Raw genomic sequence first — 12,493 nt, 5'->3', positions numbered from 1 at the left:
CGCTGTGGAGTCTGCATCTGATGTAGGGATGTACACGACCTAGCTTTTAGGTACGGCTTATGGCCGGCTTCTTAAATTTTACTGCCTACTGTAGTGCGAGATTTGGTCGCCAGATTTTATTTTTCATATTGTATTCGTGTGTTCGCTGACCATAAATTCTCTGCTTGTACCTTGCTGATCTCTTATAGAAAACTATGAACGCTCGCTAAGTTTCACTTCATTGGTGATTATAAGTATTTTCATTAAAACACATTTGAGTCGCCATTTTTTTAGCGAACAGAGGCCACCAAAGTACCGATATAGATCTTATTCTGTTTGCCAATTATGGCTGGACTTCATTAGTAGTTGAGGTGCGATGCAATGCCAGAGGGTCTGCAACGAATATGTATACAGCGGAATTTTTGATGCTTAACTGCTTGCCCCCCCCAAAAAAACTGTGTGAGGGGGCGCAAAACTGCTGACCGTGCGTCGGACTTTGGATAAAGGCGCTAGCGACGTAGCAGCGCCGTTAACCAAAAGTTTCTTACAGAAAGCGCGTAACCTGCTTAGCTAAAGATTCATTCAGCTCAGGTGACATCTGATGCAACGGGTTGGAAGCCATACCTGTTGGAGTGACTCGGCTGGTGATTTTTGGAAAATAGGTCTGTTCAGGATCTACCTTTACAATGAAGGCGCCTGGGCCGACGCTCTCGAGTTGCGAGATAAAGTTTTGGGAGTTTTCGAAGCCAGGCTCTACATGCACTACCGGAATGCCGTAAGCAGTGAACAACGCTGTCCAGTTTGGCAAGCCCAAACCTGTTTCGATGTCACAACCTACATAGCGGCCACCAAAGTAGCTTCGTTGAGTGGAGCGAATAGATGCATAACCCGAGTCGTCGAAGATGAAGATTTTCACGTTTAAGCGGTTAACGCCAATGGTTCCGATTTCCTGAAGGTTTTGAGCGAAACCGCCGTCACCTTCGACCAGCACCACGCGCTGTCCAGGATTGGCAAATGCAGCGCCAATGGCGCCGCTTAAACCATAGCCCATTGAGGCTAGGCCCTTGTTGGTAACCACCCGCTGGCCGGCCTTTTGTGCAAACACTTGCATCATGACAGTGAAAGCTCCACCGCTACTGCAAGGCACAACTACATCGTCCGCGTTGAGCAAAGTCGATAGATGCTCCACGAGTTTGAAGGGAGACTGATAGCCTTGGCGGGTGTTGTTTTCTTCGACCAGCGGCAAAGCAGCCTGAACTTGGCGACAATAGTTATGCCAAGAGTCCCAGTGACCCTCTAGCTTGGGAACCAGACCCTTGAGCCAGGGATTAACATCGGCACAGATCGGGACATCGACACGGGGATGGCCCTTTGTTAGCTCAGCAATATCGCAATCCACCTGCACAACTTTGCCGCCACGTCCGAACTCTTGCCAGTTGAAACCGGTTTGCTGCAGGCCAAGCCGGGTGCCCAACGCCAGGATCACATCGGCCTGTTGGAGCAGAATATTGGAATAGCGCTGGCCCCAAGTGTTTGGCCGGCCGAAATAGCATGGATGGTCTGCAGCGATACGGTCTAGGCCATTCCAGGTGGTGAACAAAGGTAGTGAGTGTTGTTCGGCTACCGCTGTCAACATAGCGGCGGCTTCTCGGCTCACGCCTCCACCGATCAACACTGCTGGGCGCTGGGCGCCGCGCAGCAAAGCTAAAACTTCGTCGAGCGAGGTGTCGGCAGTGCGAACCCCAGCTGATAAAGGTATTGGCTTACCAATAATGGCGGATGCCGGCGTAGTTGGCAGTTCTTCGGCGCTCATCAATCGGCCTTGCACGTCCAGTGGCAGTTCAATAAAGACCGGGCCAGGACGACCGCGTTCTGTTGCTGCACATAGCGCCAGAAAGGCCTCGCGGGAAACTTGGGAATCCAGGCGCTCTGCTGCGACCGTAATAGGACGGGCAATGGCAATACCGTCGATCTCTTGGATACCGCGCTGGCGCAATTTACCATGACTTAAATCAGCTGTCTTAACTTGGCCGCCGAGGACTAGTAGTTCACGGCTTTCGAGAAAAGCCCCGGCCAAGGCTGTGACGATGTTGGTTAGACCAGGCCCTGCTGTTACAAGCGCTAAGGCTTTATGGCCTTGAGAGTTGGTGGCGTTGAAGTACTCCGCAGCGATACCTGCCGCAACTTCGTGCACCACAGGGATACAGGTAAGGTTATGGCTGATACTTTCCAGCAGATGCATGATATTGCCGCCAGCCACGAAGAAACAGTGGGTGTAGCCTGCTTCCGCCAGCCAAGTGCTGATCCAATCACTGTACTTTTTCTGCATTATCACTCCCGGTGAACTCTTTAGCGGTTTGTTCGCGAAGGATCTTGCCGTGCCCCACGTGCAGAATTCGCGTACAAGTGCGCGTAAGTAGCGCAGTGTCATGTGAGGCAATAACGACAATCGCTGCGCGGTTGAAGAGATGGGTGAGTCGTTCTGTGGCTCGCTCCTTGAAGTCATCGTCGCCAACACTTAGCCATTCGTCCATCAACAAAATGTCAGAGTCGACTGAGGTTGAGATAGCAAACGCCAAGCGCATCATCATCCCGCTCGAATAAGTACGAACAGGCAGTTTCAAATAATCGCCCAATCCAGAGAAATCGCATATTTCATCAATGTGCGGTTTGATCCGTTTTGGCGAGTGCCCCATGGTAATTGCACGAAGCGTAATATTTTCGAGACCGCTGGAATCGAGATCGAAGCCTTGGGATATATCCAGCAGTGAGGTAATTGAGCCGACCATGTCGAGAGTGCCGCTGGCAGGCTCATACACACCACTCAAGGCACGCAGCAATGTAGTCTTGCCTGAACCATTGTGTCCCAGCAGACCCACTCGTTCGCCGTCGTTGATCGAGAAAGTGGCGCCGTCGACTGCACGTACGGTAACGCGTGAGTCGTCGCCAGCGAGCTTACCGCCTGTTGCCGCTTTGAGGAACGTTTTGCGCATCGACCGCTGCGCCCCCTGGTAAATCGGAAATTCGACTACCAGGTCCTTAGCAATGATGTGGGCCATGGGTTACAACCAATAAACAATGCGCGTACGAAAACGCGCAAAAAAAAGAAAGGATACAATGGCGGTAGCGAGCACAACCAAACCCACACTGCTCCAGATGCTCCATGTCAATGGTTGACCCAGTAACGGGTTACGAACCAATTCAAGCATGTAATAGAACGGATTCAGCTCGGCAATCCACATTCTGGAGTTCAGCACATCAGCTTTCCACATAATCGGTGTCATGAAGAACACTACTTGCATCACGTTGGAAACAATCAACGGGATATCGCGGAAACGCGCGCATAGTAATCCTACGAGCAGCGAAAGCCAGAATAGGAACACGCCGATCACGGCCAACCCGACCAGAGCCATTAGCAAATTCATGGCGTTGAATGGGAGGAACCATAGCACCACTCCAACCAATACTACCGCGTTGTGCAGAAACACAAGGATGTTGCGCCACACCAGCCTTAGTACATAGGACGACAACGGGATCCGGGCCGCCTTGATACTGCCCTCCGCACCTGTGAACACGAAGCAACTCTCGGTGACCACAAGTGTCATGAAGCTCCAAGTAATCATGCCAGCAGCAAGGTAAGGGATGTAGTCATTGACATCCATTTTGAATAGCCCTGCATACATCACGCCCAGACCACCGATCAACACGGCGGTACTCAGGGTGATCCACAGCGGTCCTAATACGGACCGCCGATACCGCTGCTTAATGTCATGGCTTCCCAGAAAGATCCAGGTCTCAGTCGCAATCAATGCGCTGCGCAAATCAACCCAGGCTTCACTTACTCGTTTAGAAAAGCGCTTACTCAAGGTGCGTCCTATTATTTGTTGATGCCGAAAAACGTTTCAATACGATTCACGACGTAGTCAAGCATTTCAGTGGTCAGTCCAGGCCAGACGCCAATCCAGAAAGTCTTGCTCATGATCCGGTCAGTGTTTTCTAGAGTGCCTGACACTCGATATTCGCGGCCAATCATATACGGTTGGCGTAGGAGATTCCCGGCGAATAGAAGACGTGTCCCAATTTTGTGCTCGTCTAGGTAGGTCAATAGATCAAGACGTTGATAGGGAATTGCGTCCTTCAAGGTAATCGGGAATCCAAACCAGGATGGTTCAGCTCCCTCAGTAGCCTCCGGAAGAATCAGAAACTCTGCGCAGCTTGCAAGCCGCTCTTTCAGGTAGGCGAAGTTTTGTTTGCGAGCCTCGATAAAAGAAGGCAATTTGTCCATCTGGGCCAGAGCACAAGCAGCCTGCATGTCGGTAATCTTGAGGTTGTAGCCGAGATGGGAGTAGGTGTATTTGTGATCGTAACCATAAGGCAAATCACCTAGTTGCCAGCAAAAACGCTTCTTGCATGTGTTGTCTTCGCCTGGTGGACAGAAGCACGAGCGCCCCCAGTCACGGATTGACTCGACAGCAAGTCGCAGCTTGGACTTATTTGTGAATACTGCGCCGCCTTCTCCCATGGTGATGTGGTGAGCAGGGTAGAAGCTCAACGTACCTATGTCGCCAAAAGTGCCAACTAGCTTGCCATCGTAGGTAGAACCCAAGGCATCACAGCAATCTTCAACTAACCACAGCTTGTACTTGTCGCAGAGCTCGCGGATCTTACGAAGATTGTAAGGGTTGCCAAGTGTGTGGGCGAGCATAATCGCCTTGGTCTTCGGTGATATGGCCGCTTCGATCCGATCCGGATCGATATTGTAGGTAGCTAGATCGACATCGACGAATACCGGAATTGCACCATTCTGGATAATTGGGTTGACAGTGGTGGGAAAGCCCGCCGCTACGCCGATTACTTCGTCACCCGGCTTGATCGCGCGATTACCTAGGGTCGGAGAGGTCAGTGCGGTGAAGGCAAGCAAGTTGGCTGACGAGCCAGAGTTTGTGGTCAGAACATGCTTGACGCCGAGAAATTTACTGAGGCGCTTTTCGAATTCAGTATTGAAGCGACCTGTGGTCAACCAACCATCCAGTGAGGCTTGGATCATCAGGCCGACTTCAGCGCCATCGATCACCTTGCCAGCAGGTGGAATGGCGGTCACGCCCGGTATGAATTCACGACGCGCAAAGGCAGTCTTTGAGTACTGTTGGGCTAGATCGTCAATCTGTTTTCTGAGGTCGTCTTGGGTGGTCATCAGATAATCCGTGTTCATTATGGTCGGGCTTGAGAAAAGCTCGAAATTTGATCAATACATACTTGTCGCATGTCGCTGCCGGCCAAAAACTCTCGGTGCCAGCCCACGACTTCTTCCAGTGCTCGAGCGAGGGACCAGCGTGGTGTCCAAGACAATCGTGCGCGAGCCTTGGAGCAATCGAGCTTGAGGTAATTTGCCTCGTGCGGGGCTGTAGCGTTTGACTCGATACGGAACTGAGCGCCGTCGGCCCAGCACTGGGTTATATGATCGGCAATCCAGCTTACTGGTTGGGCATCGGAGTCTACAGGACCGAAGTTCCAGCCTTCGGCGAACTGTGCACCATCCTCGTATAGATGCTGGGCTAGTAGCAGGTAACCGGACAATGGCTCCAGCACATGCTGCCAGGGACGAATTGCTCCCGGGTTTCGAATGATAGCAACTTCTTTGTTTTCGAATGCCCTCAGTAAGTCAGGGACCAATCGGTCGGCTGCCCAGTCACCGCCACCAATAACATTGCCCGCACGACCACTACCCAGCCCCACGCTGTGTTTAGCATGGTGGGCTGGGTTGAAATATGAGCTGCGATAAGATGACGTCACAAGTTCAGTGCAGCCCTTGCTTGCGCTGTAAGGGTCATAGCCGCCCATTGCTTCGTTTTCACGGTACCCCCAGGGCCATTCGCGATTCTCGTAGCATTTGTCGGAGCTGACCACAACACAGGAGCGTACGCTGGGGCAAGCACGGACGGCTTCCAGTAGGTGCACAGTGCCCATAACATTGGTACTGAATGTTTCAACCGGCGCGTCGTAGGAATAACGTACTAGTGGCTGAGCCGCTAGGTGCAGGATTATTTCCGGCTGCGCTTGGGCAACTGCTGCAGCCAGCGCAGCGCCATCACGAATGTCTCCGATAATCGAGGTCATGCGCTCGCCGACTGATGCGACTTCGAACAAGCTCGGATTGGTTTGCGGTTCGAGGGCGAATCCCGTAACGATCGAGCCCATGTCCTGCAGCCACAACGATAACCAACTGCCCTTGAAACCGGTATGCCCAGTCAGAAATACGCGTTTTCCCTGCCAGAATGTTTGATCTATCACCATACTTTCCACGGGGCTACCTTGCGTTCCCACAAGTCCTCCAGCTGTTGTTTCTCTCGTAGGGTATCCATCGGTTGCCAGAAGCCGCCGTGCTCATAAGCCAGTAGTTGGTGATCGCGAGCCAGTGCTTCTAGTGGCTCTCGTTCCCAAATGGTGCCGTCGGACTCGATCAGGTCGATGACTTCCGGTTTGAGCACGAAGTAACCGCCATTGATCCATGAATCATCACCGTGTGGCTTCTCACGAAAACTTTCTACATGGTGATTTTTGATGTTCAGTGCACCGAAACGGCCTGGAGGCTGAGTCGCAGTTACCGTTGCTTTTTTACCGTGGGCTTTGTGGAAGGCCACGAGTTTGCTTATGTCGACATCGGCAACGCCGTCGCCATAGGTAAAACAGAAGTCCTCGCCCGGCTCCAAATACTTACGCACACGACGTAGTCTACCACCCGTCTGGGATTCAGCGCCTGTATCGACGAGGGTTACACGCCATGGCTCGGCGTTGTTCTGATGAACTTCCATCTTGTTTTTCGTCATGTCGAAAGTGACATCCGACATATGCAAGAAGTAATTGGCAAAGTACTCTTTGATAACGTAACCCTTGTAACCTAGGCAAATCACGAAGTCATTCACTCCATAATGAGAGTAAATTTTCATTATGTGCCAAAGGATTGGACGGCCTCCCACCTCAACCATAGGCTTTGGTCGCGAGCTCGTCTCCTCACTCAAACGGCTGCCTAGCCCTCCGGCTAAAATCACTGCCTTCATTGTTTGCTCCTGCGTCATTTCAATTAAAATTTTTCGGGTGTTTGTGTCGTAGCACAGCCCGGTAAGTAGATAAGTTACATTGCGAGTAGGCGTCTACCGAAGCTTACGAGTTTTTCAATGGTATAGCTAAATAGCCGAGATATTTTGCGGCCCAGCAATGTCGCTTGACGATGAATTTGGACTGAATGTGCATACTCGTGGGCAACACGGTGCATCAGGTCAATGTGCTGCTGGCCCAATCGCTCCAGTCCGGCAAATGACTGACTAGCTTGAGGGGGAGGAGTGGGAATATATTCTTTTGCGTGTGCAGCAGCCCGAGATACCAATGTTTCAAAGTCATCGTCTATGAGTAGTAACGGCGCCTGCTCTTCAAGGTCGATAATAGATAGTGCATTAATTATTCCGCCCTCTATTTCAGGCCTGACAGCTACCCAGTGACAGGCCATGCGGTAAATTTGATAGCCGCTTCGCTCGCCCTGCCAATTATTACGATAAATATCTAAACTATGCAGGCTGAGTAATCGTTCGAAATTTCTTTTCAGACTCTCGAGTTCTTGGCGGGAGCGTTGTCCCATTGCAATCTCGTTTAGCTTTTCAATGGGCTCAAATAGGTCGTAAGCAAAAAGGTCGCACGAGACGAGGAAGTTTCGAACCTCATTGAACGTTTGCTGGTTAATGCAAAAGCGCTCCTCATTTTGCACGATCGAATCAATGGTTTGGGTGTAGATTTTATGAATTACTTCATTTAGTAACTTGAAGCGCGTACCGTCACGGCGCCCCTCAAATATTCTTGGTAGAGTTGATGCAGAAATCACGCTGCGATCCACTAGCCACTTAAGCTGCAGTGCTACCCCAATACCCCAGAAGTGGTGGTCGCCAACATTTTTATGATGAGCTACTTTCTTGAAGTGTGCTACTTGTTGAGATGGCTCTGAGTTGCGATAATAAACTAAAGGTCTATTGACGATTCTAGATCTTAGTTGTCCAAAACATGCGAGGAACCAGCACACGTGTCCATATAGTGGTTGGATTGAATTTGCTTCCCATGCGGTTTCTATATTTGCACTCTTTCGGCGAAATATTACGTTAGAAATTCCTGCTAGCATGAATACAAAACCGGCGGTCTCAAGCAATGAGTTGCCGGATACATCTAAATGAGATGTTCTCATGTTCGCCATATGTCGGCTAAGAATGACACCTTCGTCGTCTATTACCGGAGAGTTGAATACGTAAAGATCCGCAGCATCCTGTCGAATCATAGCAATGACGCTCAAAATAGTATCAATAGCAGGAATATCATCATCCCCGTGATACCAGACGAACTCACCATTGCATAGTTCTAAAGAGCAAAACATATTCAGTTCGGCTGTATCAAGGAATTCTGCCCGGTTGACCAATGTAATCGAGTCGCCTGTCAATGGTTCAATCATCTCCCGAGTTTTATCGGTCGAGCAGTTGTTAACTACAATGATTTCAACTTCCTTAGTTAAAGGAAGGAGATTTTGCTTCAGGAAAAGTACCAGTGCATGTACCCGCTTACCACGGTTATAAGTGGGAATGCAGATAGTCAATGCTGGTCCGTCAGGCAAAGTACTATTCATAATTTTTGTCCTAGCAGGTTTTTAGACGTCACTAAGTCGAATTCGGCCAGTTTTCAGGCGGGCAAGGATCAAGCTGGTGGTATAACCAAGGCCTCGCTCTCTAACCATTAAAACAATCATCTTGATAAAGCCGAAGTAACGGGAAAGGCGAGTGATTTTCTCAACATAAGTATCAGCCATCGGAGTGTCATATGGTATCGTCTGTACTAGTGCCTGAGTTTCTGTCACAAAATCCGCCAGTACGCGTTCTGCAAGTTTGAATAAGCTTAGGTAACGCTCTCGAGCCAACCCCACGGTTTCTTGTGCGCGCTTGAATCCAGCCGCGTCATCGTCCCCCCAAACATAGCCTTCCGTTCCGTGTTCACCCTTGCCGATCAACTCAGTAAAGTATTTGTTAGGCAGGAACACTACGGGGCAACCACACAGCATGGCCTCAATGGCCAATGCTGAGTTTTCATAGCAGTAGAAGCGCTCGCTCCGTTGAAATAAGTCTCGAATCTGCTCTGGTGTCTGCTGGCCATCACTGTCTCGGACAATTTCGACCAGTCCATCGGTTACAGCAAAGGTTTTGCCCCCATGGTAATTCTTATATTTACCTGCATAGAAGCATCCACCCTGACGCTTGGCTCCGGGGGCGGGCGGCACGAAAAAGTTAGGATCTGAGGCAGGAATGAACAAAGTTTGTTTAGAAACTGGCAGCGTTGCTGCAATGGCTGCGCTGTAAGAAAAGCAATACTCAGTTTCTGGAAACTGCACATCACCGCCTAATAAGCCAGCATAATTCAATACATAACGAGCAACAAAGGGCGCCTGCATGGGATTGCCCTTGATATTCTCAGGATAAACGGTGATTGGTGTTAGCCCTTGCGCATGATGGTAATCCATGATGCGCTTGGTCAAAATCGGCGTATTCAATGCTGGATTCGCCGCCAGGTAGGGGGGGAAGTGAGGGTGCACGATCAGATACGCTTGCTCGCCCATGCGGTTGAGTGCGTGGCATAGAAAATGCAGCGCCTTGATTCCAGCAGATGTCCGCGTATAGCGGGCAGTGACAATATAATAAGGATTGCGCCGCTCGGGCATGAATATCGATCGAGTCTCAGTCATTACCTGCCACTTGCAGCAAGGCTGCTCATATAGTCGGCGGTCAGCTTGATTTGCTGATCCAGTCCGAGAGGGATTATCTGGAGTTTACGTTCTAGTTCACGAATCGCAGTAGCATCACCCACATATCGGTCTATTGGTTTTTCACATAGTGGGGGGCGTTCGATAGTCAGGTGCGGCGCAAGTAGTCCCTGGCACCGAAGTGCCAGCTCTCCAACTTCCACCATTTCAGTACCAACGGTATCGAATACGTGGAACATAGATCCTTTTTTTTGTTCGATGAGCATCAGTCGGTAACACAATTCGATCAAGTCGGTGACACTATAGTAGGAGCGAATCACCTGATGGGGGGCACGCAAACTAATTGTCTTGTTAGACAGACACGCTGAAATGATCGACGCTAGAGCATAAAGATTATGTTTATTTATGTAGGGGCCACTAACGTTGAATACTCGCGGGCTCACAACTGGAAAGCGATACTCTTGGCCTATCGTTTCAAATACACGTTCATCATCGAGCTTGCAGCGTCCATATACTGCACCATCGCTTTGGTCATGCTCATTCATTCCTGCGTAAGCTGCTCCACTGGACGGCACAAACAAACCTACGACCGGGTTCGTGTCTATAAACTGCAGCAATGCTTCACGAATGTTGCGATTGAGGAGCGTGTATGCCTCATGATTATTGGCTATTACGCGATCTTTGGTCTGGAAGGCGTAATGGAACACCAGTGTTGGTCGAGATGTACGCAGCGTTGTTAGAGAAGGCAATGCTTGGACTGGAACAACAGTGCCGTCGCGCAACACCAGTGGGCGTGAGGTCGACGCAAATGCATGTACGCGCGAGCTGTCGATTGGTGCGAGCCGGCGGAGCAAGTATTCAAGGGTTGCTTGACCCAGCCAGCCTGTAGCGCCAATGATCACGAAGTCGAACTGATCAAAGCTGTCCATCAGGCGACGCCATGGACTGCGAGTTCTGCGCCTTGGATAAATGCTTCTCCGATCAGCGTTTGAGCACCAAGGGCGCGTTCGATCGACAATCGTTGCAAATCACCGTCACCGACCGGAACAATTATTCGATAGTGGCTTTGAGAGTGCTTTTTATCACTCTCGAAGTGCTTGAACAACTCGTCGGTACTGATCCCAGTCAATGGTGTGAGTGTATGGCGCATCGGTTGCAGAAGACTCTGTACATGAGCAGTTAGGCGCGTTGCGCGAGCTTCGCCCTCAGGCGTCAAGAGCGCCGCTACTTGGGCGTATCGACAGGCCATCAAGATTCCCACGCCTACAGCAATTCCATGAGGTATTGCAAAGCTAGTTGCGGACTCTACTGCATGGCCAAAGGTGTGGCCGAAGTTCAATAGCAGTCGCTCAGCACGATCGAACTCATCGATTTCTATAAACCATTTTTTAGTGGTCAGGCTCTGTTCAATAATGGCAAAGGCAGTTTTCGATTTGAGTGGCGGTGCGGGCTGCAAATCCAGGTAGGTAGAAAAGGCTTCAGATCCCCGGGCGTAGCAGATTTTAACCGATTCCATCAGGCCGCTTGTCTGTTGCTCGATACTCAAGCTTTGCACGAATGCGAGGTCGGTCAGGATGCTAGCTGGTGGGTGAAAGTTACCTATCAGGTTTTTCAGCGCGCCGACATTGATTGAAGATTTGCCGCCAATACAAGAGTCGACCATTCCCAGTAGCGTAGTCGGGCAGTAATGCCAGCGCAGTCCGCGCATATAAATTGAGGCGACGAAAGTTGCGATGTCCTGAATGACTCCGCCACCTACCGCGACAATCTCTGTATCGCGAGTTGCCCCATGGTGTTTTAGTGTCTCAATGATGGGGGCAATTCGTTCTAGGGACTTGTTTTCTTCGGTAGCGTCGACAGCGATAATTGGATCGTTGACGAACGACACCTGCGATACTAGTCGACGGTCCACCAAAAAAATTCGATGAGCTTGTGTAGCTACTACTTCTTGGATCAGGCCTTCGCCGAGCAAAACGTTATACGCGCCCGTCGAGCTGTTTATATTAAATGATGCGCGCATGAGTAAAACCCTTGTCAACCGTCAAAAACTGGCCGGTGATAGATCGATGTGTAGGCGAACAGCAGAACTCCACCATGGCAGCAACATCGGTAATGCCTGCTAATTTTAACCCAGGCGTTGCCGCTTCTAGTCGAGCGATCTGTTCGGAGCTTAGATTTGCCCGCGTCATGGGAGTATCGAGCGCGCCAGGTAGCACTGCATTGATCACATGACCTGCTTTTGCTAGGTCAAGTGATACTGAGCGTACCAAGCCCTGCAAAGCGGACTTGGTTGTGCAATAGGAGAGTTTGTTTTGCCGCGCTATATTTTGCCAGATCGAACTTATGATGCACATACGTGCTCCACCATCTACCAGCGCGTCAGCGTTCAGTAGAGCATTCAGCGAGACCAGCACATGGCCGACATTGGCTTCGTACATACGCATGTGACGTTCGTAATCAAAGTTAGCAATATCGTCTGTGCAGTTATCGCCTTGCGCCCAAACCACTGCGTCAAGCCGGCTGAGCGAACTGGGCGCGAGCCTATCGGTAAGAGGGTCCCAAACAATAGTAGTCACATGCTCATGGGCAATAGTATTGGCAGTCGCTTGTCGAACGATTGCGGTTACATCCCACTCGCGGGCGGCAAACCATTCCGCCAGCCCTGAGCCAATAGCGCCGGAGGAGCCAAAAATTGCTATGCGCGGCCGCGCGATCCTGGCGTCGACCACG

At 50.6% G+C, this 12,493-nt stretch carries 11 protein-coding genes; all 11 read right to left on the bottom strand.

Annotation, left to right across the window (positions count from 1 at the left end; genetic code table 11):
* Nucleotides 1–523 precede the first annotated feature (523 nt).
* The 11 genes from DNK59_RS27450 to DNK59_RS27400 all read right to left on the bottom strand — a co-directional run bounded on the left by DNK59_RS27450 (nt 524) and on the right by DNK59_RS27400 (nt 12,492).
* Nucleotides 524–2,308 (bottom strand): thiamine pyrophosphate-binding protein, encoded by a 1,785-nt coding sequence (locus DNK59_RS27450; protein WP_110725229.1) that lies wholly within the window; start codon nt 2,306–2,308, stop codon nt 524–526.
* Nucleotides 2,289–3,038: an ABC transporter ATP-binding protein gene (locus tag DNK59_RS27445; RefSeq protein WP_110725228.1), complete on the bottom strand. Its 750-nt coding sequence runs from the start codon at nt 3,036–3,038 to the stop codon at nt 2,289–2,291. The genes DNK59_RS27450 and DNK59_RS27445 overlap by 20 nt, the downstream gene beginning before the upstream one ends.
* A 3-nt stretch (nt 3,039–3,041) precedes the next feature.
* A complete protein-coding gene (locus tag DNK59_RS27440) occupies nt 3,042–3,845 on the bottom strand; it encodes an ABC transporter permease (protein ID WP_158288766.1) in 804 nt (267 codons plus the stop codon).
* Between the two features lie 11 nt (nt 3,846–3,856).
* Nucleotides 3,857–5,173, bottom strand: coding sequence for a lipopolysaccharide biosynthesis protein RfbH (gene rfbH / locus DNK59_RS27435; protein WP_110725278.1), 1,317 nt, complete (start codon nt 5,171–5,173; stop codon nt 3,857–3,859).
* Nucleotides 5,174–5,190: 17 nt separating this feature from the next.
* On the bottom strand, nt 5,191–6,273 hold the full coding sequence (gene rfbG, locus DNK59_RS27430; RefSeq protein ID WP_146249946.1) for a CDP-glucose 4,6-dehydratase: 1,083 nt from the start codon (nt 6,271–6,273) through the stop codon (nt 5,191–5,193).
* Nucleotides 6,267–7,037, bottom strand: coding sequence for a glucose-1-phosphate cytidylyltransferase (rfbF, locus tag DNK59_RS27425; protein ID WP_110725226.1), 771 nt, complete (start codon nt 7,035–7,037; stop codon nt 6,267–6,269). Before rfbF ends, rfbG begins: the two co-directional genes overlap by 7 nt.
* 74 nt (nt 7,038–7,111) lie before the next feature.
* Complete coding sequence (locus DNK59_RS27420) at nt 7,112–8,638, bottom strand: glycosyltransferase family 2 protein (protein WP_110725225.1); 1,527 nt, start codon at nt 8,636–8,638, stop codon at nt 7,112–7,114.
* Nucleotides 8,639–8,659: 21 nt separating this feature from the next.
* Nucleotides 8,660–9,745: a glycosyltransferase family 4 protein gene (locus tag DNK59_RS27415; RefSeq protein WP_146249945.1), complete on the bottom strand. Its 1,086-nt coding sequence runs from the start codon at nt 9,743–9,745 to the stop codon at nt 8,660–8,662.
* Entirely contained in the window at nt 9,745–10,692 is a 948-nt protein-coding gene (locus DNK59_RS27410) for an NAD(P)-dependent oxidoreductase (protein ID WP_110725223.1), read from the bottom strand. The genes DNK59_RS27415 and DNK59_RS27410 overlap by 1 nt, the downstream gene beginning before the upstream one ends.
* On the bottom strand, nt 10,692–11,783 hold the full coding sequence (locus tag DNK59_RS27405; protein WP_110725222.1) for a 3-dehydroquinate synthase family protein: 1,092 nt from the start codon (nt 11,781–11,783) through the stop codon (nt 10,692–10,694). The genes DNK59_RS27410 and DNK59_RS27405 overlap by 1 nt, the downstream gene beginning before the upstream one ends.
* A complete protein-coding gene (locus DNK59_RS27400) occupies nt 11,767–12,492 on the bottom strand; it encodes an SDR family NAD(P)-dependent oxidoreductase (RefSeq protein WP_218281281.1) in 726 nt (241 codons plus the stop codon). Before DNK59_RS27400 ends, DNK59_RS27405 begins: the two co-directional genes overlap by 17 nt.
* Between the last annotated feature and the right edge of the window lies 1 nt (nt 12,493).

Origin of the sequence: Pseudomonas sp. TKO26 (assembly GCF_003225665.1) — a bacterium.
Classification (GTDB): domain Bacteria; phylum Pseudomonadota; class Gammaproteobacteria; order Pseudomonadales; family Pseudomonadaceae; genus Aquipseudomonas; species Aquipseudomonas saponiphila.
Note: the sequence above shows the minus strand (reverse complement) of the source record. Positions and strands in the feature narration are given on the sequence as shown.

Excerpts from the sequence above, each read along its gene's own strand:
- DNK59_RS27445 (WP_110725228.1), bottom strand. The coding sequence starts at position 3,038 with ATGGCCCACATCATTGCTAAGGACCTGGTAGTCGAATTTCCGATTTAC.
- DNK59_RS27410 (WP_110725223.1), bottom strand. The coding sequence starts at position 10,692 with ATGGACAGCTTTGATCAGTTCGACTTCGTGATCATTGGCGCTACAGGC.
- DNK59_RS27405 (WP_110725222.1), bottom strand. The coding sequence starts at position 11,783 with ATGCGCGCATCATTTAATATAAACAGCTCGACGGGCGCGTATAACGTT.
- rfbG (WP_146249946.1), bottom strand. The coding sequence starts at position 6,273 with ATGGTGATAGATCAAACATTCTGGCAGGGAAAACGCGTATTTCTGACT.
- rfbH (WP_110725278.1), bottom strand. The coding sequence starts at position 5,173 with ATGACCACCCAAGACGACCTCAGAAAACAGATTGACGATCTAGCCCAA.
- DNK59_RS27415 (WP_146249945.1), bottom strand. The coding sequence starts at position 9,745 with ATGACTGAGACTCGATCGATATTCATGCCCGAGCGGCGCAATCCTTAT.
- DNK59_RS27420 (WP_110725225.1), bottom strand. The coding sequence starts at position 8,638 with ATGAATAGTACTTTGCCTGACGGACCAGCATTGACTATCTGCATTCCC.
- rfbF (WP_110725226.1), bottom strand. The coding sequence starts at position 7,037 with ATGAAGGCAGTGATTTTAGCCGGAGGGCTAGGCAGCCGTTTGAGTGAG.
- DNK59_RS27450 (WP_110725229.1), bottom strand. The coding sequence starts at position 2,308 with ATGCAGAAAAAGTACAGTGATTGGATCAGCACTTGGCTGGCGGAAGCA.